Origin of the sequence: Adhaeretor mobilis (assembly GCF_007741515.1) — a bacterium.
GTDB classification, from domain to species: Bacteria; Planctomycetota; Planctomycetia; order Pirellulales; family Lacipirellulaceae; genus Adhaeretor; species Adhaeretor mobilis.
Genome location: NZ_CP036263.1, coordinates 4,767,460 through 4,787,310, shown reverse-complemented (window position 1 = coordinate 4,787,310; position 19,851 = coordinate 4,767,460). Strand labels below are relative to the sequence as shown.

The 19,851-nt window shown below is 56.0% G+C and carries 15 protein-coding genes; 13 read left to right on the top strand and 2 right to left on the bottom strand.

Going from position 1 to position 19,851, the window contains the following annotated elements; all coding sequences use genetic code 11:
- Positions 1-51 precede the first annotated feature (51 nt).
- The 4 genes from alaS to HG15A2_RS18905 all read left to right on the top strand — a co-directional run bounded on the left by alaS (position 52) and on the right by HG15A2_RS18905 (position 4,497).
- Positions 52-2,913 carry an alanine--tRNA ligase gene (gene alaS / locus HG15A2_RS18920; RefSeq protein WP_145062264.1) on the top strand — a complete coding sequence of 954 codons (2,862 nt, stop codon included), beginning with the start codon at positions 52-54 and terminating at the stop codon, positions 2,911-2,913.
- Positions 2,914-3,277: 364 nt separating this feature from the next.
- The gene (locus HG15A2_RS18915; protein WP_145062262.1) at positions 3,278-3,661 is read left to right on the top strand and encodes an STAS domain-containing protein; all 384 of its coding nucleotides are present in this window, start codon (positions 3,278-3,280) and stop codon (positions 3,659-3,661) included.
- A 193-nt stretch (positions 3,662-3,854) separates the two neighbouring features.
- Positions 3,855-4,322 carry a type II toxin-antitoxin system VapC family toxin gene (locus HG15A2_RS18910; RefSeq protein WP_145062260.1) on the top strand — a complete coding sequence of 156 codons (468 nt, stop codon included), beginning with the start codon at positions 3,855-3,857 and terminating at the stop codon, positions 4,320-4,322.
- A complete protein-coding gene (locus HG15A2_RS18905) occupies positions 4,297-4,497 on the top strand; it encodes a hypothetical protein (protein ID WP_145062258.1) in 201 nt (66 codons plus the stop codon). Before HG15A2_RS18910 ends, HG15A2_RS18905 begins: the two co-directional genes overlap by 26 nt.
- A 660-nt stretch (positions 4,498-5,157) precedes the next feature.
- On the opposite strand, the gene HG15A2_RS18895 is transcribed toward HG15A2_RS18905, so the two are convergent.
- Complete coding sequence (locus HG15A2_RS18895) at positions 5,158-5,703, bottom strand: pyridoxamine 5'-phosphate oxidase family protein (protein WP_145062254.1); 546 nt, start codon at positions 5,701-5,703, stop codon at positions 5,158-5,160.
- Positions 5,704-5,795: 92 nt separating this feature from the next.
- Positions 5,796-7,277 carry an endo-1,4-beta-xylanase gene (locus HG15A2_RS18890; protein WP_145062253.1) on the bottom strand — a complete coding sequence of 494 codons (1,482 nt, stop codon included), beginning with the start codon at positions 7,275-7,277 and terminating at the stop codon, positions 5,796-5,798.
- A gap of 271 nt (positions 7,278-7,548) precedes the next feature.
- On the opposite strand from HG15A2_RS18890, the gene HG15A2_RS18885 reads away from it, so the two are divergent.
- The 9 genes from HG15A2_RS18885 to HG15A2_RS18845 all read left to right on the top strand — a co-directional run bounded on the left by HG15A2_RS18885 (position 7,549) and on the right by HG15A2_RS18845 (position 19,760).
- On the top strand, positions 7,549-8,454 hold the full coding sequence (locus HG15A2_RS18885; RefSeq protein WP_145062251.1) for a phosphoribosylaminoimidazolesuccinocarboxamide synthase: 906 nt from the start codon (positions 7,549-7,551) through the stop codon (positions 8,452-8,454).
- Positions 8,455-9,311: 857 nt separating this feature from the next.
- Positions 9,312-10,451, top strand: a complete 1,140-nt coding sequence (gene aroC, locus HG15A2_RS18880) for a chorismate synthase (RefSeq protein WP_145062250.1) — start codon at positions 9,312-9,314, stop codon at positions 10,449-10,451.
- Positions 10,452-10,551: 100 nt separating this feature from the next.
- The gene (locus tag HG15A2_RS18875) at positions 10,552-11,025 is read left to right on the top strand and encodes a hypothetical protein (protein ID WP_145062249.1); all 474 of its coding nucleotides are present in this window, start codon (positions 10,552-10,554) and stop codon (positions 11,023-11,025) included.
- A 110-nt stretch (positions 11,026-11,135) separates the two neighbouring features.
- The gene (locus tag HG15A2_RS18870; RefSeq protein ID WP_145062248.1) at positions 11,136-12,458 is read left to right on the top strand and encodes a hypothetical protein; all 1,323 of its coding nucleotides are present in this window, start codon (positions 11,136-11,138) and stop codon (positions 12,456-12,458) included.
- A 68-nt stretch (positions 12,459-12,526) separates the two neighbouring features.
- Positions 12,527-13,771 (top strand): 2Fe-2S iron-sulfur cluster-binding protein, encoded by a 1,245-nt coding sequence (locus tag HG15A2_RS18865; RefSeq protein ID WP_145062247.1) that lies wholly within the window; start codon positions 12,527-12,529, stop codon positions 13,769-13,771.
- 115 nt (positions 13,772-13,886) lie between these two features.
- A complete protein-coding gene (locus tag HG15A2_RS18860; RefSeq protein WP_145062246.1) occupies positions 13,887-14,909 on the top strand; it encodes a cytochrome c family protein in 1,023 nt (340 codons plus the stop codon).
- A 118-nt stretch (positions 14,910-15,027) separates the two neighbouring features.
- Positions 15,028-16,803 carry a cyclic nucleotide-binding domain-containing protein gene (locus HG15A2_RS18855; RefSeq protein ID WP_145062245.1) on the top strand — a complete coding sequence of 592 codons (1,776 nt, stop codon included), beginning with the start codon at positions 15,028-15,030 and terminating at the stop codon, positions 16,801-16,803.
- 138 nt (positions 16,804-16,941) lie between these two features.
- Positions 16,942-17,766 (top strand): hypothetical protein, encoded by an 825-nt coding sequence (locus tag HG15A2_RS18850; protein WP_145062244.1) that lies wholly within the window; start codon positions 16,942-16,944, stop codon positions 17,764-17,766.
- Entirely contained in the window at positions 17,763-19,760 is a 1,998-nt protein-coding gene (locus tag HG15A2_RS18845; RefSeq protein WP_145062243.1) for a cytochrome c3 family protein, read from the top strand. Before HG15A2_RS18850 ends, HG15A2_RS18845 begins: the two co-directional genes overlap by 4 nt.
- Positions 19,761-19,851 lie beyond the last annotated feature (91 nt).

The window sequence follows — 19,851 nt, the reverse complement described above, 5'->3', positions numbered from 1 at the left end:
CGCCCCGGCTCGCACTGCCCCCTGCCGACTGCCCCCTGCCGACTATTATCGATGCAAACCGACGAACTTCGTGAAAAGTACCTTGCCTTCTACGAAACTAAGCAGCACACTCGTGTCGCCAGCGACGTGCTTGTGCCTACCTGGGATCCTAGCGTCTTGTTCACACCTGCGGGCATGAACCAGTTCAAGGATCATTTCCTCGGCAAGGTAAAGCTCGACTATACCCGCGCCACCACATGCCAGAAATGCCTGCGCACCGGCGACATCGATAACGTGGGCCGCACGGCGTATCACCACACGTTCTTCGAGATGCTCGGCAACTTCAGTTTTGGCGATTACTTCAAGAGCGAAGCCATCCATTGGGCGTGGGAATTCTTGACCGACAAGAAATGGCTTGGCCTCGACCCCGCACGCTTGAGTGTGACTGTTTACAAGGACGACGACGAAGCGGCCGACATCTGGCATGAGAAGCTGGGTCTACCCACCAGCAAGATCACCCGCATGGAAGAGGACGAAAACTTTTGGCCCGCCAGCGCGCCCAGCCTGGGCCCCGATGGCGTATGCGGCCCTTGCAGCGAAATCTACTACACGGACAACGACGGCAAGGAAGTTGAGATCTGGAATCTCGTGTTCACCCAGTTCAATCGCGTCGGCGATCCACCAGACAACTTACGCCCGCTACCGTCAAAGAACATTGACACTGGCATGGGGCTCGAGCGCACCGCCGCCACCCTGCAAGGCGTGCCGACCAATTACCATATCGACATTCTCATGCCCATCGTCGAAGCCGCGGCTGAAGTCTGCGGCGTGAAGTACGAACTCGATTCCGACGCAGGCCGGCGCTGCCGAAGGATTACCGATCACGTGCGCGCTTGCACGTTTGCCGTCCACGAAAACGTCTACCCTGGCGCGAATAAAGAAAAGTATGTCGTGAAGCGATTGCTCCGACGCGCAGTACTCGACGGCCATCAAATGGGACTCAGCGAACCGTTCCTGCATCAACTCGTCCCAGCTGTGGTTGAGCAAATGAAGGCCGGGTACCCAGAACTCACTGAAACGGTCGATCGCGTCGCCAGCGTTATCAAGAGCGAAGAGGCGAACTTCTTTGGCACCATCGATGCGGGGCTCAATCGAATTGACCGCGTTTTCGACGAGATGAAATCAGCTAATCGCATGAAGGTGGAAGGCTCGGTCGCAGCCGAGCTCTATCAAACCTACGGAGTGCCGCCCGAGCTCTTCGAAGCACTCGCCGCCGATCAAAAACTCGCCTTCGATTGGGACGGCTACGCCCAAGCGATGGCCGAGCATGGCGAGGCGTCTGGCAAGGTGCAGCACACCGTCATGGGGGCAAAGGGTCCGCTCGATTCACTCAAGCAGGCTCTCGGCGCTACTGAGTTTCTCGGCTACGAGGCGACCAGTTTGCCCGAAGCAACCGTGCTTGGCATTATTGCCGGCGAAGGGGACGATGCGAAACTCGTCGAGGAGGTCGCAGCCGATGCGGCAAATATCCCGGTCCAATTAGTACTCGACCGCACGCCGTTCTATGGAGAGAGCGGCGGCCAAGTGGGCGATCAGGGGCAGATTCTCAGCGCATCTGACCCCGGATTTGTGTTCAAAGTGGAAGATGTTCAGAAAGACGGCTCGTTGGTGATCCATCACGGGCACGTCATCGAAGGTTGCGTGACCACCGGCGCGTCGGCGGAAGCCTCCGTCGATGAAACTCGTCGCGATGCCATCGCCCGCGCTCACTCGGCCACCCACCTGTTGCACCTCGCCTTGCAAAAGCATCTTGGCTCCCATGCTCAGCAGCAAGGTTCAAAGGTCGATAACGATTGGCTGCGCTTCGACTTCACTAATCTCTCACCCGTCGCGCAGGAGCAACTTGCCAGAATTGCCAGCGATGTGCGCGAGCATGTCGAGAGCGGCGCGACCGTAAAGTGGGAAACGCTCCCGCTGGCTGAAGCGCGCGAGCAGGGTGCCATGATGCTTTTTGGCGAGAAATACCCCGACCCGGTGCGCATGGTTTCGATGGGACCACTGGCTGGCGGCATTGTGAGTCGCGAACTGTGTGGCGGGACGCATCTCACCAACACCAACCAAGTCGACTCGTTTGAGATCCTCTCCGAAGAAGGGGTGTCGGCAGGCACACGACGAATTGTCGCGCTCACCGGCGAGAAGGCGAAAGAATATCGCGAACAAATAGGACTAGCGCTCACCGCCGCCGCAGAAAAACTGCGCGTCGGCCCCACCGATGTACCAGCTGCCGCGCAAGCACTCTCGGATCGCCGCCGCCAGCTGAAGAAAGCTTTGGATACCGGCGGGGAAGCCGAGAAGCCAGCAGCCCCTGCACCGGCAGCCCCGGGATCAACTCCGGGTTCCAGAGAGGCAGCGACGACCGACACGGAAATGAAGCAGGCGCTCACGGAAACTGCCCGCTTGCTTTCGGTTGCACCCATGGCAGTGGCAGATCGCATCGAGGCACTGCAGACGGAAGTCACTGCCCTCGACAAACGCCTGGACCAGCGCCAGCAGAGCGGCCCGCTTACCGCGGAAAGTTTGCTCGAACAGGGCGAAACCGTCGGCGGTACCACGCTGGTTGTGGCCGACCTGCCGGGTATCGAGCAGAATTTGATGCGTCAGCTGATCGATCAAATTCGCCAGAAGACTTCCCCCTCGGCTGTGCTGCTTGCCAGCGCTGCGGGTGACGACAAAGTCACACTCATTGCGGGCATTTCCAAAGACCTGCAAGATCGCGGCATCAGCGCTGGTAAGTGGATCGGCCCCGTGGCGAAGGTGCTCGGCGGCGGCGGTGGCGGTCGCCCGGACATGGCCCAAGCGGGCGGTAAGAATCCCAAAAAACTCCCCGAAGCGATGGAAGTCGCTCGAGCGACCATCACCGAAATGCTGGGGTAGGGTCCGCACATCGGACCGCACATCGGACTACTGCGGTTCAATGGCCTTGCGTGCACCTATGTTAATCTTGCAAGGTTGCGGACGGTATTGCGGCTCGTTGCGCGATCGAATTGGTCCTCACAGCGGACCCTACCCAAATCCCCCAATCGCGCACCGAATCGCTAGCAGCTTTCCTCAGGGTGGTACTTTTTAAAACGTTCAGTTTTGCGGAAAGAAAAACTTCGCTTGTCGTTTTCCTCTCACAGGCGTAGATTAAATACTCAGCCTTGAGACTTCTCTTTTTGGAACAGGCCGTTTTTCTTTCACGGCGACGAGTCTACGGCGGGTAGGAACGGATTGACTTGTCGCAAAGGAGCGCAAAGCGATGGTTAGCATCAAAGAAGGTGTGAGTGGAGGATGGAGTCTGGATGTCGATCGCGGACCCGACTGGCTCTACGTGCGACTGCATCCAGGCCACGGAGAACCGTCCGACGTAGCAGCCCAACTCTGGTCGCTCGCGGAACGTCATTTCACCTACCGATTGGTTCTTGAGATGGAAGACGTTGCGTTTCTTCCAAGCCTGCTTATGGGCCAATTGGTCATGCTGCAAAAGCGCGTGCTTCAGCACGAAGGTTTTTTGCGCATTTGCGGCCTGAGCGAAGAGTGTCAGCAGGCTCTCCACTTCTGCCGACTCGATCAAGCACTCCCCTGCTTCACCAACCGCGAAGACGCCGTACTGGGCGACTCGTTCTTCGCCCATCCGAGGTAAGGTCTACCCACGTGAACACGGGGGGCACGGGCAACTTGTTGCCGTTGAAGCGTCGCACGCAGGCTGTCGTACTTAGTAACCGCCCGTTAGCCGACGAGCTTGCTCGCCGTGGGGTTGTCCACGCGCGTTGGCTTGCCAATATCCGCCGTGCTATAATAAAGCGACGGACACGGTTTATGTTGAAACGACGGTCGTGGGGTGCATCGCTGGGCGAATACATCCTGATCCGGCGATTGCTTACAAGCAAGAGATCACAAGGCAATGGTGGTCAACTGCCAAGGCAAGGTACGAACTATGGATTTCCGATGTGGTGTTAGGTGAGTCCAGCGATGGCGACCCATCGGCAGCGCAGGAACGGCTTGAAATTATTCAAGGACTTGCCCAGCTGGATGCATCTGAAACAGTCAAAGAAGTAACGAAATCACTGCTTGCTAATAAGGCGGTTCCTGAGTCGCAGCCGCGCGACGCATTCCATATCGCTGTTGCCGCGGTGAATAACATGCAATTCATCACGACTTGGAATTTCAAGCACATCCTCAACCCTACCGTTCGTCACCTCATCGAGTCCGTGTGCAAGGATGCAGGCTTTGACTTGCCAGTGATCTGCACGCCAGAACAACTATTGAAGGCCTACAATGTCATCAAAAGAAACAAGAGATGATTCAAACGTCCCTGACCCCATCGCGGAGATGATGCGGATTAAGTACGAGCTGGGAAAGAAAATGGACTTTGACGTTGATCGAATCTTCGAGGATATCCAAAGACACCAGCGTGAGTCGGGGTGTGAGTACATTACGCTACCAAAGCGCGAACAGACTCCGCAGATATCAGAGTAGCTCACTTCAAACTGCCAACTATCCCGTCACTATGGTTGATCTCAGCACGATTCGTAAACAAAGTCAGAAACTGGTGGGTAAGTATAGGCTTAGTACCTCCTGGCTTGTCGTAATAGGAATGTCGGTGCTCTTGGGGACAGCAATCGGACTATTCCTTTCATCCTCCCTGCCAATCCGGTGGTCGCTCAATCGGCGAGCTAGAAACTGGGAACCTACTGCCGCAGACCTCGCCCGGCCCGAAGATGGTCTTCTCGCACCGAACATGAATGTGGTTGGCGAGTGGTTTACAGGTATCGGCAGCACATCTCTGACTATCAAACCAGGTGGAGGTAGTTACGAAGTTAAATGCGACACCGGAGGGTGTCTTTGGCGTTGTGACTTTCAGCGCGAAGGCATCTTCGCAAAATCTGAATTGAGATTTGATCTACCAATCATCCAATACAATCCGGTGGCCTTTGACAGGGTATTTGCAGTGAGATTTCGAGATAAGGACTATCTGCTGCCACCAGCAAATGTCAAGCGATTCATGGAATATACTTCATCGATTCAAGAAGATGACATTGACAGTCTGAGATGGCTTGCATTCGTGCGCAGATAACATACGACATGGCGAGCAAGCTCGACGGCTAACGGACGCGACGCAAGTTGCCACACCCCAGCTCAAACATCCAACCCCGGCAGCCCGTCAATACTCACCCGGTTCTTTTTCCGCTGGTACTCAACAATCCCGACGGGCCCTTTGCGTTCGGTGTAGTCAGTCAGCTGCGTGCGGTCGCCCAGGTATTCATACTGCGGCACACCATACCCGCAGGAGTCGCTGATGCGGTCGAGCTGAATATGGATGATAGCCCGCACACCGGGCAGCACGGGCAAGTCTTGTTGTACTTCCTCGAAGCGAGCATCGTCCAAGGTGATTGCTTCGCCAATCCCTTGCAGCCGGAGTATCTTCGGCGGACCGCTGAACGCGCAGAACATCAGCGTTATCCGCCCGTTTTCTTTCAAGTGAGCAATCGTCTCCACCCCGCTACCGGTCATGTCTACAAACGCCACGGTCTGCGGGCCAAGAACGCGCAGCGAGTCCAACCCGCGCGGCGAAAGATTCACGTGCCCCGCGTCCGAAAGCGGAGCCGTTGCCACAAAGAAAATCTGCTGCGATTCAATAAACGCTTGCAGCTGCTCGTCAATGGTCTCAAAGATTTTACCCATGAATATTTGCCCTAGCAGGAATCATCCGCGCCAATCCGCGTCCTATCTCTCTGTGAACCTCTACGCCCTCTGTGATTCAAGAGTTGTGCTTTCTAAACCAAACAACTCTTTCGCAAGTCCCGCAAGTACGCCAACGTAGGCTTCGCGTTCTCCTGGGCGTCGAACAGTCCGCCGTGAGGAAATTCGTGGGGCAGGGCGTCGCTCAATTGGTTCCAGAGAATGACCTGAATCGTTGGCCGCGCCAGCAGCAAAGGCACCACTTGCTGTGCCCAGGCCAGCTGCGTATCTGCCTGTTGCGTAGCGGCTGCCGGCTCCACGTGAGTCTTTGCAGTCGCCATCCCATCCTCGTCAGATTTACTAGCCGTGGAAAGCAGAGCCATCAGTGGTACGCCCAGCAAACTCCATTGATCGATTAGCCGGCCTAACTCGAAACTTGGCCGTCGCACACTACCGTGCGGCCAGTAGCCCGAGTTGATTTCCAGCCCGAACCCCGAAACGCCCAAATCGGCACGTAGCAGCGCGTCTGCAAAGTGCAGCGGCGCAAGGTCTTCGTTCTGCCCTGCCATGTATTCGCCCCACGGCTGGTCGAACGATACGACCGTTGGCGTACGCGGATCAATCTGTTTGACGGTTTGAATTGCCTGAGCCACCAAGTTTAATCGCTGTTCCTCATCGAGTGCCAGCAGCCGACCAGTGTTCACGCGCGATGCCACATGCCACAAATGCACGCGGCCGGCGTAGCGGGTGACTACGGCCCGTACGTGTTCTAGCATCATGCGAGAAAGTTGCTCGTAGTCCTCACCTTCCCACACATACATCCAAAGGGGAATTCCCGAGTCGTCCAGTCGTAGCAAAGGCCCGGCGGCCACTTTAAGGCCTGCCTTCTGGCACCAGCCGAGTTGTTCGTCGGTTGCGGTGAAATTGCGACGACCCTCTTCGCTCTCGATTGCTCTCCAACCGATGGGCAGTTGCATAATGTTGGTGGCATCAACCAACTGCCGTCGTAATTCGACGGTTGGAATCATGGGACCAAGATTCACACCCAGCAGAGTTGAACTTGGTGTCTGGTGCTGACGTTTCGCCATCGCTTGTTTTGTGTAGCATTCCACCAAAAGGTTGGAAACATCTAGTCCTAAGCGGATGGCATCGCTGGCGGCATTCGCTGCCCGGGCTAGGTCGTGCTGGTTGGTGGCCGCCCGTGAAAATTGCTGCGTGGCGTCTTGCAGCTGATCGGAAAGCTCGCTTGGGGCTTCCAGCCCTAGCCATTCCCAAATGAACAGCCGTGCTCGTAAGCGTTGAATGAGCCCGCGAGCCAATTCCACTTCCAGGGTGTACGGCCGCTCTCGCTCCATAAGCGTTGTGCTGGCCAGCATCTGCCGCCCGTGACCTTCGACATTCCACGGCACGAAGATGTTGCCTGAGTCGCTAACGGAGCGTCGCACGACGAGAATATCGTTGTCCCAGTGAGCTTTCGTCGCCCAGGGGATATCCTCCATGCCAGCTACATAGATGCGTCCCAGCCCGTCCTCCCCGAGGCGGTCTCGTTCATGAACGCGAAACCGCAGTTGGCCCATGTTAGCACGTCTAGGGTGAATACCGGTGGAGTAGCGGCAAAGTGGCCGCAATCTCCCATTCTATCCCTCGAAGTGGCTGCTCACAAGCGCGGGAAAGATCGTCGTTAGCCGACAAGCTTGCTCGTCGCGCGGTTCGATAGCAGGCGCGGCGACCAAAGTCGGCGGCTAACGATCCGAGCATTGGGTATCGAAACTTACTCATTGGTCAATCTTCTCTTTGCGATATATTGGTGACTTCCCACTCGCATTCTGAAAAGCACCCGACATTACTATGACCCAATCGCCCCTCCTGGAATCCTCGCTCCCAGGAATTCTCTGCCGACGAGGAAAAGTCCGCGACGTGTACGACCTGGGCGATACGCTCCTGCTGGTCAGTTCCGATCGCATCAGCGCTTACGACTGGGTCATGCCCAACGGCGTGCCAGATAAGGGGCGTGTTCTCACCGAAATGAGCAATTTCTGGTTCGCATTGCTGGCAGACTCACAGCTCGGGATCGCCAATCACCTGCTCGAAACCGACGTCACCAAGATGGACTTGCCCGCGGGAATTGATATCGAGCCGCTCGCTGGCCGCACGATCTTGGTTCGCAAAACACAAGTCGTGCCCGTGGAGTGCGTCGTGCGTGGGTATCTCTCCGGCAGCGGTTGGCAAGAGTACCAAGAGAGTCAAACGGTGTGCGGTGTCGAACTTCCCCCTGGCTTGGTTGAAAGCGACCAACTCCCCGAGCCCATCTTCACTCCCGCCACTAAAGCAGAGCAGGGCGACCACGACGAAAACATCACCTTCCAACAGATGTGCAACATTGTGGGGCAAGAACTGAGCGAAGAACTGCGAGAGAAGAGTATCGACATCTACCAGCGCGGTGCCGAACATGCACGCTCGGTCGGCATTATCCTCGCCGACACGAAATTCGAGTTTGGCCAGCAGGACGGAAAGTTGATCCTCATCGACGAAGCGATGACCCCCGATAGCAGCCGCTTCTGGCCTGCCGACCAGTATGAACCTGGGAGCGGGCAACCTTCCTACGACAAACAATTCGTGCGCGACTGGCTCACCCAATCCGGCTGGGACAAAAATAGCGAGCCGCCTGAATTGCCTGAGGAGGTGGTCGCCAAAACGCGCGCGAAATATGTCGAGGCGTTTGAATTGATTACGGGTGCGACGTTTGCTTGGTGATGCTTTTGAACCACAGAGGACACGGAGGTTCACGGAGCTTAAGAAGATCAGTCTCTCGCAAAGACGCCAGGTCGCAAAGAATATCGATAGTAGAATAGTTTGAAATTGATTGTCGAGGGAGTTATCCACCTAGTAATTGTCGATGGATGATATAAGAACTCTTTGCGCCTTAGCGCCTTTGCGAGAGCTAAACCCAACACCTCCGTGCTCTCCGTGTTCTCCGTGGTTCAAAAAAGAAGTGGAGTTAGTAGTACCAATTTCGAGTGGTCAAAAATAGTTGCTGAATTTCCCGCCCATTTCCCTAAAATGGCACACGTTCGACGGCGGATTCGCACACGACAGCGGCGGACCGGGAAAGGACAGCGCACTCAGTTTGAAAAAGGCACCCAGCGATCGATCGCCGGCGTGCTTCCCGGGAACTGAGTGCTCAGCTGATTAACGGTGATCGCAGAACGCGGTTTGTCGAAGCCGACGACGGGAGCGGGACCGAAGGATCGACCGCCCCCTCTCGAATGATGGACGTCCATCCTGTTTTTTGGGACGCTGGTTATTGGGCGCCATGCGTTAGTTTGGGGAATCGAACCTAAGACCAGCGCCTGGCGACCAATAACTATCGCCCAAATTACCAGCCCTCCCCAAAACCCGGTGCTGGCAGTTAGAATGGGTAGAATTGGCATGTGCCAGCTATCGCTCGCCTTGCGGCCCACCCATCGGAGAACTACTCTCCCAACGCGAAGAGCTGCGCTAAGATTGCGTAGAGTGAGTGCGACTTGAGAGCTTAAGCTGCCAGGCTCGCAAATGCCCAAACAGCGGTTTCCCTAATACCTATCCCCCCTAATACCTAACACCCCATTCCAATGCTCCGTTATTTCACCGCTGGCGAATCGCACGGCAAGACGCTTCTTGCGTTGGTCGATGGCTTTCCCGCGGGCGTCACCATCGACGAAGAACCCATCAACTTCGAACTCAAACGCCGCCAGGGTGGCTACGGTCGCGGAGGACGGCAACGTATTGAGACCGACAAGGTCGACGTGCGTACCGGCGTTTGGCACGGAGTGACCCTCGGTAGCCCGATTGCGCTCGAAGTCGTCAATCGCGACTACAAGCTCGAACGCATGGAAGACCTCGAGCGCCCCCGCCCCGGTCACGGCGATCTCACTGGTGCCGTTAAATATCTAGGCAGCATCCGTGGCGTACTGGAACGTGCATCAGCCCGCGAGACGGCCGTCCGTGTTGCCGCAGGTGCATTGGCAAAGCAGTTGCTTGCTGCGCTGGACATCACCGTGTTCGGCTACGTCACAGAAATCGGCAAAGAGAAGATCAAACCGGTCGATGCGTCACTCGACGAGCTTCGCAAGATTCGGGATGAAAGCGTCGTCTATGGCCTCGATCTGGCCCGCGACGAAGCGATGAAGCAATACATCGACCAGACCGGCAAAGAGGGCGATACCCTTGGCGGCATTATCGAGGTGCGCGTCGATGGCCTGCCGTTCGGACTGGGAACCCACGCCCAGTGGGATCGCAAACTCGACGGCCGCCTCGCTCAAGCGGTCATGGCCGTGCAAGCGATCAAGGGTGTAGAAATCGGCCTCGGCTTCGAAGCGGCTCGCCGTCCCGGATCGCAGGTTCACGACCCGATCCACTACGACGAGTCAAAGAAGAACACTCCAACCCTTGGCTACGAGCGCCCCACCAACAATGCCGGCGGCTTGGAAGCCGGCATGACCAACGGCCAGCCGCTGGTGATTCGCGCTGCGAAGAAGCCCATCAGCACGCTCGCCAAGCCGTTGGCGTCGATCAATATGGAAACCAAAGAGGAAGAAAGCGCCAGCTACGAACGCAGCGATGTCTGCGCGATTTCTGCTGCTAGCGTAATCGTCGAAAACGTAGTCGCCTTCGAAATGGCCACCGCCGTGGTCGAGAAATTTGGTGGCGACAGCCTCGAAGAGATCAAAGCCCGGCACGAGTTGTTCCTCAAAATGGCTGCCGAGCGTTAAAGGATTGGATGCCACAATGTTTCGAACCACGGAGGGCACGGAGGACACGGAGGACACGGAGAGAGACGTCGTCCAAGATTTCTCGACGCTGGTGCTAGCTATGAAGTTGAAGCCTCGATTTACGCTCAAACAGGTGTTGCTCGGTACCACACTTGTAGCAGTCGCTTGTTGGTTTTGGTTGAGGAAAAGCAGAGATTTTTACTACAACAAGACAGATTTGGGCATGACGACAGTTTGGACGGTCGGAGGCGACAAAGTTTTGATTTCATGTGCCGTTGCGACCCACCGTTGGGATGCTCGGAAATCTATTCTGGAAGCTTTGTTGGTCCACAAACGGTACGATCAATCACTACCCTGGACAGTAGAGTTTCCACAGAGCTTTGAAGAAGTGCTAAATCAAAGGAATCCTCATTGGCGAGACAATCTGAATTGCGAATTGATAACTCTAGAGGGCGGGAAAGGTCGGCAGGTAGGAAGTTTGAAGATCAGAGCCGATCAGTTAGAGGCAGTTAAAATTCATATTGAGAGTGGGAAGAAACTTGAAGCCTTAACGCAAGAAGACCTTCTTAGGTAAAGACCATTCGCAAAAAGCAAACAGCTCAGTCAACTCCGTGATCTCCGTGTCCGCTGTGGTTCAAAAAAGCAGCTAAAGTCCGTTATCAATTTTATTAGTTGAAGGCAAGGATGCCGTCACTTCACGAGACAACTCGAAAGCGAATCTGCCGCACGGCATTCTTTGCGCTCTGCTTTGCGCCAACTTTGGCCATGGGCGCTGTGGTTTTCACGCGGCACGTACCCGCGTTTCAGCAGCGCCGCCAGCAGGAGATTGAACTGCACCTGAGCGAACGCCTGCGCGTACAAGCAAGTCTGGCCCCACAACTAACCCCCAAGCCGGGTCTCACGAGATACTCGATCGCCACGCTTGCCGCCTTCGCGTCAAATGAAGCAACTACGGAACTAGAAGAGATTGAGGTGCGAACCACATCGGGAGCGAAAGTTATAAGCATCAAGAGTGTAATGCTCACGTGCGATTCGCTTGCCACGTTGTTGCAAGTCGCTCAGCGAGAAATACAATCGCCGAGTGCCGGGCCCGTCTTGGTGAACATCAACCGACTCACCATAGCGGCTGCAAACGAGTCAGAAGTACCAAGTGATTTCACCAACGTTCGATTGCGATTCGACCACCAAGACGCCAGCGACCTGAAGCGTGTCAGGCTGAGAGCAAATCAAGCCAGCACGTCCAATGAAATTGCGGAACTTCACGACGCAGAATTAAACGTGATTGTCGAGCAGCAAACTGACGGCACCTGGAAAGCGAAACTAGACACCGGACAGATCGAACTGCCTATGCAGTTAGCGTCTGTCGTACTGCCGGTGCTGGATGGTTTGCACGAAGGCCGTTTTTCAGGGTTGGCCCAATGGCACAGTAACAGAACAAGAATCTCGGGCACGCTGCGGGGCCGAATCGGCGGTTGCCAGTTCGGAGCCTTGCTACCAGGCCGATTCGCAAGTCAAGCTGCGGGGCAAGCAAGTGTGGAGATCGAAGAATTGAAATTCACAGGAGAGAGAATCGAAAAACTCTCAGGTGTTCTGAATGTCGATCACGGAGAAGTCGCAGCAGACCTCTTCAAGAATCTAGAAAGCAAGCTCTTTTGCCGACCTGTTATAGAACACCTCGCAACGCCCGGCGTTACACCACAACAAGTGATTCCTTTTGACAAACTTGCTGCTCGCATCGTTTTCACCAATAAAGGGCTCAATATTTGGGGCAACTTTCCAGAAGACAGCTACATGGAAGAGGGGCGGCCCGTTGTTCGCAAGTATGCGAAACTCATGGCTCGCGATGCCAAGCCGTTGCTGCTGCAGCCAGAGTGGTCGGACCTCCCAGCCGCCTATTGGATTCAGTTCGCCGCAGGTGACGCGCCCAGCGCCATGCCGGCAAGTCGCAAGGCGTTTGAACTTGCACAAAGATTACCACTACCGGCGGACGCTGGGGAGAAGAAGTAAAACAAGCTGCTCCAAGCCTTGCCCCGAATCCCTCTTTCCCTAACTCCTTTCTCTCCAAGCACTTCTTCATGCTCGACGCCCCCGCCCTTGGCCTGCTGTCTGGCGCCGCCCTTCTAGGCGCGGCAGGGGTGCGCGCTGGCCTGGCGGCCCGGACTGAGAAGCAGCGGCAACGGCGCAAGACACAAAAGCATTCCAACGAACAACAGCAGTTTAACTCCCAACTCGCGGCTGCGCTGGAGTGGGCACGCGCTTCTCAGCCAGCGCTCAAAGCGTGGCATGGCACTCGACAGTTCACGGTGACCGCCGTCATAGACGAAGCAGCACATTGCCGTTCGTACTACCTCGAGCCCACCGATGGCAAGCCCTTGCCTCGCTATGCACCTGGGCAGTACCTCACGTTTCACTTGCCAACTCCAGACACGGCTGCACCGCTAGTGCGTTGCTACTCGCTCTCCGATCACTGGCGTGAAGACCGCTATCGAGTCACGATCAAGCATGCGCTTCCGCCGGCAGATCAGCCAGGCATTGCACCTGGCCTAGGGAGTAGTTTTTTCCATCAGCATGTCGTCGTCGGTAGCAACGTGTATTCCGAGGCACCCCAGGGAAGTTTTTTCTTTGATGCCGCCGATTCACTGCCCGTGGTTTTCATTGCTGGCGGGATCGGCGTGACCCCGATGATGAGCATGATCGCCGCGCTCGCATCTCGAAACGACCAACGCCAAGCGTGGCTGTTCCAAGGGTTTCGCAATCGTAACGAGCATACGTTCCATCGCGAGTTGACGAAACACTCCCAGCGGCTCCCCCGCTTGCAAATTCGCACGGCCTACTCGCAACCACAAGATCCGAGCCACTCAGGCTACGATCACCACGGTTACATCGACATCAACTACTTGCAGCGTGAATTGCAAACCAACAACTACCGTTTTTACGTCTGTGGTCCGCCTACGATGATGCAGTCGTTGGTACCCGCGCTGTGGGCGTGGGGGGTTCCCCGCGAGCACGTTCACTTTGAAGCGTTCGGACCCGCGACCATCCGCGGTATCGACATGCCGGAGTGCGATCCTTGCGATGTATTCTTCAGCCGAGCGGAGAAAACCGTTCGCTGGGACGGCGAGCACGACACTCTGCTCGCCGCTGCCACTGCGGCAGGCGTCGAAGTTTCCACTGGCTGCCTAGCCGGGAATTGCGGGCAGTGCCGACTAAACGTCGTGGCCGGGCGAGTCGCTCACCTCAAGCAGCCTGGTGTCGAACTGACCGACGGGGAGTGCTTGGCCTGCATCGCCGTTCCCGAGGGAGATGTTGTTCTGGAGTGAGCTGAACCGATCGGGGTTCCGTAAGACATTGCCTCGCTCAACTCGGCTTACCCGACTCCTCAGTCACTTTTTTAACCTAGACTTGCAAAAGGTTCTCTCTCAAGCGAGTCAACGAATGCGACACATAATCCGACCAAATGTTACTACCCCACTTGCGATCTTTGCCCTGCTCGTTGCGAGCGATAGCGTAGCCTCGCCCAGCGTTGCGCCAGAGTTTGCCAAGTGCGATCCAGCCAACGTGTTGGGCGTCGAGTCGTGCGTAAAGTGCCACGGCCCTGAAATTGAACAGTGGAAGAACACACCGCACTACGCAACCTTTGAAACGCTGCATCGCAAACCCGAAGCCAAAGAAATAGCCAAGCGTTTAGGCCTGCGGAGTGTAAAACGCAACGAGACCTGCACCAAGTGCCACTACACGTGTCAAGAAGTCGATGGCCGCGAACGAGTGGTCGCAGGCGTTTCCTGCGAATCGTGCCACGGCGCGGCAAAGGACTGGATTGATTTACATTCCGACTACGGTGGATCGAATGTCACCCGCGCTCTGGAGTCGCCTGAGCATCGCGAGCAGCGAATCAAAGCAAGCATGGCCGCAGGCATGAACAACCCGACGAACCTGTACTTGGTCGCGCGGCAATGCCTCGCCTGCCACACTTCGCCTGATGAGAAGCTGGTGAATGTTGGCGGTCACGTCGCTGGCAGTGCGGAGTTTGAACTGGTCAGCTGGTCGCAAGGCATCGTGCGCCATAACTTCCTGCGTGGCGGAGGCCAAACGAATGTGCCTTCCACGCCAGAACAACTTCGCGTCATGTACATCGTGGGTGTCATGGCCGATCTGGAGGCCAGCTTCCGTGCCACAGCGATTGCCACGGAGAAAGCCACTTATGGCGTCACCGCAGCCAAGCGATCCCTGGCACAGAAAAAGCGGCTGTACGAAATACGCCAACTCGTCGATAATGAGCACGTCGCACAAGCGATGGATGTGGCACTCGCAACCAAATTGAAACTGAATAACCGTGAAGCATTGCTTGCTGCCTCCAAAGAAATCGGCCAAGCAGCCTTTCAATTCGCTGCGAGCGCTGACGGTAGAAAATTGCAAGCAATCGATAAGTTGTTGCCTGCGGTGAATCAGTACAAGTAGTCGACGCAAGCCCGGCGCGAAGTAGAAATTACTGATGAGGATTCTATTTCATAACAACAATTGAAGCTCAAGACTCTTTACTGCCCACTGCCCACTGCCCACTGCCCACCCGATAGACATGGAAGTCGCCGTCAAACGTCCCCAACGATGGGATCAGCCGTTCAGTCCTGAAATGCGCGAGGTGGATGTCGACCACCTGTTGCGGATGGATCCGTTCTCGCAGATCGACGCTAAACTCTTCCCTGCGGGCCAATCCTTGCGCGACTTGTTGCGCAACGATACGCGCATCATCGAGTATCGACCGGGTGATTTGGTAGTTCGCGAAGGAGATTACGGCAGTAGTGCCTTTCTCATTCTCTCCGGCCAAGTGCGTGTCGTGCTTGCCGGGCTTTCGTCGGAATCGCTTGGGCGCGAACCTCGCCAGCAAAGTAGCTGGTGGAATGCGCTTTGGCAACTCGCCCGCAACCCACGGTTACCAGAAGTGCGACGCGACAAATCGCCCGCAGTCGTTTCTCTCGACGTCGGGCAGCAATCCGAGGAGGAAGATTGCCTCACTGCGGTTCGCAATACGCTGGAGGGTCCACGCGTTTTCGTGCAAGACGTACCGCTACTGATTGAAGGCACGGAGAACGACACGCTCGGTCCCGGTCAATTGTTCGGCGAGTACGCAGCACTCACACGCAGCCAGCGCCCTGCGACGGTGCTCGCCGAGTCGGACGCTGTATTGGTTGAAATCCGCTGGCAAGGCTTGCGCGATCTTATGCGACGCACGCCAGCACTGCGAGAGCACATCGAAGAGTTGTATCGGCAGAATAGTTTGCGAGTCCACTTACGAGAAACACCACTATTAGCTTCACTAACGAGTAAGCAACTGGACGCCGTGGCCGAGGCGACACTGTTTGAATCGCACGGTGAATTCGATTGGCAAGATGAGTACGAGCAGGCCATCAAAGGTCGCCGGGGCGATGCGGTTGGTCGCGAACCTTTAATTGTTGAAGAAGGCCAGCCGAGTGACGGTGTGCTACTCGTGCGTTCGGGATTTGTTCGCGTGAGCCAACGCTTCGGAGGTGGGCATCGGACAATCGCCTACCTGGGCAAGGGGCGGGCATTTGGTGTTGCAGAATCTGTCGAAAGCTATCGTTCCCAGCAGGTTGTCAATCAAGAGCTCTCACTTCGAGCACTCGGTTACGTCGACCTGTTACGTATTCCTCAGGAAGCATTGGAAACGCTCGTATTTCCTCATCTTTCCCAGCAAGAGATTGACCGCTGGGAGGCGGATAGGCTTTATAAGTTTGGCCACTGCAAGTGCGATTCGAAGTTGCCGGAATCGCCGTGTGAGAGTAAGACCAATGATACACTGAAGCAAGGAACGTTAGAGTTTCTCGTCGAGCGACGCTTGATCAATGGCCAGAAAGCGATGGCGATTGATTTAGATCGCTGCACACGCTGCGACGATTGCGTGCGAGCCTGTGCCGCGACGCACGACAACAATCCGCGATTCGTTCGGCAAGGCCCTCGCAGTGGGCCGATTCAAATCACTCAAGCTTGCATGCACTGTGTCGATCCGGTCTGCATGATCGGCTGCCCGACGGGCGCAATCGGTCGCGACGCGGCAACCGGTGTTGTGCGAATCAACGATCAGACTTGCATCGGGTGTGCCACTTGCGCCAACAGCTGCCCGTACGACAATATTCGCATGGTTGAGATTCGTGACCGCCGTGGCTCCGTAATGATTGACCAGTCCACGCGCCAGCCGATTGAGAAAGCAACCAAGTGCGATATGTGCCTTGATCTCCCAACAGGACCAGCCTGCTTGGCAGCTTGCCCTCACGATGCGTTGGTGCGGATAGACCTGGGCAATCTGGGTGAACTTTCCGGCTGGTTAGATCGTTAAACGCGAAGTCTCTCCGCTTCGATTGTTCGCTCGAAACAAGTACCCTGTAGGGTCCGCTGTGCGGACCATGTCTTTCATCGTTGCCACTCCCCAATTTACGAGCACCAGTGGTCCGCATAGCGGGCCCTACGACCGTTGATGCACCACTTCGCCCGCCGCCGCTGGATCAATGCAACGATTTCCGTGGCACTCGTCGCGCTGGTCGCTCTCTGGGTACGCTTTGTTGAATCTTCGCTCGGTCGCTCGGCCTATCACACAGGATGGTTGTTACTAGCGATGCTCGTGGCGTTGGCAAGTTATTCATTGCGGAAACGATTGCCTGTCCTGCCATTAGGCCGGTCCGCTATCTGGTTGCAAGCGCATCTCTACATCGCCTTCGCCTCGGTTGGTATCTTTCTCCTACACATCCAATTCCGATGGCCCAATGGCATTCTCGAATCAATACTCGCCTGTGTCTTCGCGGCGACAATCATCAGCGGACTTGTTGGTCTCTATTGGACGCGTACTATCCCCAAGAAGCTCGCAAAAGTTGGTGAAGAAGTTCTCTACGAAGAGATTCCTCGCTTGCGCGTGATTCTCCGCGACCGTGCACAAAACATGGTTCTCGCTACGGTGCGGACTTCTGGCGAAGCGACCCTGGGGGAATACTACGAGCAACGACTGCGAAGCTACTTTGCAAGGCCACGCGGCTGGCGTTATCGACTTCGTCCGAGTAGCGATGTTCGTAAAGCATTGATGGCCGATCTTACTGAAGCGACTCGTTATTTCTCTGACACCGAAAGGAAATCGGCAGAGCAGTTGTTCTCATTGGTTCGTCGGCGCGACGATCTTGATTATCACGACGCGCTTCAGTGGCGTTTGAAGACTTGGCTGTTTGTTCATGTGGCGCTCACCTATCCACTGCTGTTGTTGGCGCTAGCACATGGCTGGTTGGCACACCTCTTCGCAGGAGGTTTGTCATGAGAGGGCCGCTCGATCCACAGGGGAAAAGCGATTACCCCCGTCCGAATCAGCCCTGGCAATGCGGCGCCGATTCGCCCTGTCCGCTGGGTCCAACTGCTGGTGGGCAGTGTACGCATGGCTCCGGCTGTCATCCGCTGCAACAAGGCGATCGCTGGCTCTGCAATCGCTCCGACCTGCGCGGCGGCACTTGTGGAGATGGACCTACGCCCGACGGCAAGTGCTGTATCCAGTTCCGTTGTACGCCCGTTGGCTCGCAACGATCGAGGCGTGGGCGGTGGGTGGTTGGCATCTTTCTTGCAACCGTGGGCTGTCTGCTAATGCTACTTAGTAGTGGCTGGCGGAACGAATTCATCGTGCCAGGCCCCCTTTCTCGTTCACACGCAACGCTAATAGTAGGCGATGCGAAGGAAGCACGGTGCGCAAGTTGCCACGCAGCGGGCGGTGCGACTTTCACCGAGTGGTTGCAACATACAACCGGATCCGCAGAGTTGGATCCCACCCAAGCCGCGCTTTGCATGAATTGCCATAAGGAGACTTTCAGTCGGAAGTTCGCGCTCTCCGCACACAATGTTCCTTTGGACGAATTGCAAGGCAAAACGACCTGGGGAGAAGAAGCTCAGCGCACCAGCGAGGGACGCATCGATCCAGCCGACCCAATCGCCTGTTCGGCTTGCCATCGTGAACATCGTGGTTTGGAGCATTCGCTCACCGCCATGTCGAACGAGTCGTGCCAAGCGTGCCACAAGCAAACAATCGACCACTTTGCCACAGACCACCCCGAGTTCAACGATTGGCCCTATCGCAGTTCCACGAAGATTGCCTTCGATCACGCGACACATAGCGGGAAGCACTTTGCAAAAGAGAAGCAAGAATTTGCCTGTTCCGCATGTCACGTAGAAGGCGAGAGTGGCGGACAGCGCACCTTGGGCTACGAAGTGTCTTGCGCAAGTTGTCACGATGCGGAGATTAACACGAGCCTTGCTGAAGGGATCTCGCTAGTATCGTTACCGACACTCGATGTAGATTTACTCGCAGAGAATGGTGTCAACATTGGCGCTTGGCCACAGGCAGCTAATTTTGATTTTGATGGACGGCTCTCACCTGTCACTCGACTACTCTTGGCCTCCGAGCCTGGAGCGTCAAAAGCAATGTCCGTTCTTGGTTCCAATTTTAGTTTCTTCGATGTGGACATTGAAGACCCGCAGCAGTTGAAAGCTGCTGGTGATGTGGTGTTGCAATTGAAGGACCTCATTGAGAAGCTCGACTCGAACGGTTCGGAAGAGATTGTTACGCGTGCCGCTAAGCTTGTAGGAAGACCTCTCACTTTAGAAGAACAGATGGGTCTCCTGGCCAACCTTTCACCGAGCGCAATTGTCGACTATCGCAACCGTTGGTTTGGCCAACGCAAAGACGCATCGATCGAACAGCCGAGTTCGTCCCATAAACAATCAGGCGTGTGGCACCGCGATGACGGCAGCTTTGCATTGCGTTATCGGCCTGCCGGTCACGCCGATCCTTGGCTGCGACAGTGGCTTGATCTAACTGTCGAATCGAGCAAGGGGGAGCAAGCAAACATTGCTAGCCAACAGGTCAACGAAATGTTCGCACCAACCGCGCCGGGTCTTTGCAGCACTTGCCACACGGCCGAACGGCGCGACGGCAAGATCGTGAAGATCCATTGGCAAGCGAAACAACCGCATACCAAGCAACGCAGTTTCACACACTTCTCGCATACTCCCCATCTCACACAGCAACAGCTGCGCGACTGCTCGAGTTGTCACCGAATTGAGCCGAATGAGATCGCAGCAGCAGCAGCAGCGAAGCAAAACTTCCACTACTCCGGATTTGCTGCGATGGAGAAAGATTCCTGCGCTACCTGCCACACGAGTCGAGCCGCGGGAGAAAGCTGTACGCAATGCCACCATTATCATGTGACAGCCGGCGGGAATGGCTTAGTATCGCCCCAGGTGACCGCCAATTTTTTTGAAAAATAGCGACCTGCTTAGACAAGAAATCAGATCCTGTCGCGAAGTACCTGCTAGGGGCCCGCACGGTGCGGGCCCATAGTTCACCCATTCGCGACGC

Excerpts from the sequence above, each read along its gene's own strand:
- HG15A2_RS18860 (WP_145062246.1), top strand. The coding sequence starts at position 13,887 with ATGCGACACATAATCCGACCAAATGTTACTACCCCACTTGCGATCTTT.
- HG15A2_RS18905 (WP_145062258.1), top strand. The coding sequence starts at position 4,297 with ATGTCATCAAAAGAAACAAGAGATGATTCAAACGTCCCTGACCCCATC.
- HG15A2_RS18890 (WP_145062253.1), bottom strand. The coding sequence starts at position 7,277 with ATGGGCCAACTGCGGTTTCGCGTTCATGAACGAGACCGCCTCGGGGAG.
- HG15A2_RS18875 (WP_145062249.1), top strand. The coding sequence starts at position 10,552 with ATGAAGTTGAAGCCTCGATTTACGCTCAAACAGGTGTTGCTCGGTACC.
- HG15A2_RS18885 (WP_145062251.1), top strand. The coding sequence starts at position 7,549 with ATGACCCAATCGCCCCTCCTGGAATCCTCGCTCCCAGGAATTCTCTGC.
- HG15A2_RS18865 (WP_145062247.1), top strand. The coding sequence starts at position 12,527 with ATGCTCGACGCCCCCGCCCTTGGCCTGCTGTCTGGCGCCGCCCTTCTA.
- aroC (WP_145062250.1), top strand. The coding sequence starts at position 9,312 with ATGCTCCGTTATTTCACCGCTGGCGAATCGCACGGCAAGACGCTTCTT.
- HG15A2_RS18845 (WP_145062243.1), top strand. The coding sequence starts at position 17,763 with ATGAGAGGGCCGCTCGATCCACAGGGGAAAAGCGATTACCCCCGTCCG.
- HG15A2_RS18915 (WP_145062262.1), top strand. The coding sequence starts at position 3,278 with ATGGTTAGCATCAAAGAAGGTGTGAGTGGAGGATGGAGTCTGGATGTC.
- HG15A2_RS18850 (WP_145062244.1), top strand. The coding sequence starts at position 16,942 with ATGCACCACTTCGCCCGCCGCCGCTGGATCAATGCAACGATTTCCGTG.
- HG15A2_RS18895 (WP_145062254.1), bottom strand. The coding sequence starts at position 5,703 with ATGGGTAAAATCTTTGAGACCATTGACGAGCAGCTGCAAGCGTTTATT.
- HG15A2_RS18855 (WP_145062245.1), top strand. The coding sequence starts at position 15,028 with ATGGAAGTCGCCGTCAAACGTCCCCAACGATGGGATCAGCCGTTCAGT.
- alaS (WP_145062264.1), top strand. The coding sequence starts at position 52 with ATGCAAACCGACGAACTTCGTGAAAAGTACCTTGCCTTCTACGAAACT.
- HG15A2_RS18870 (WP_145062248.1), top strand. The coding sequence starts at position 11,136 with ATGCCGTCACTTCACGAGACAACTCGAAAGCGAATCTGCCGCACGGCA.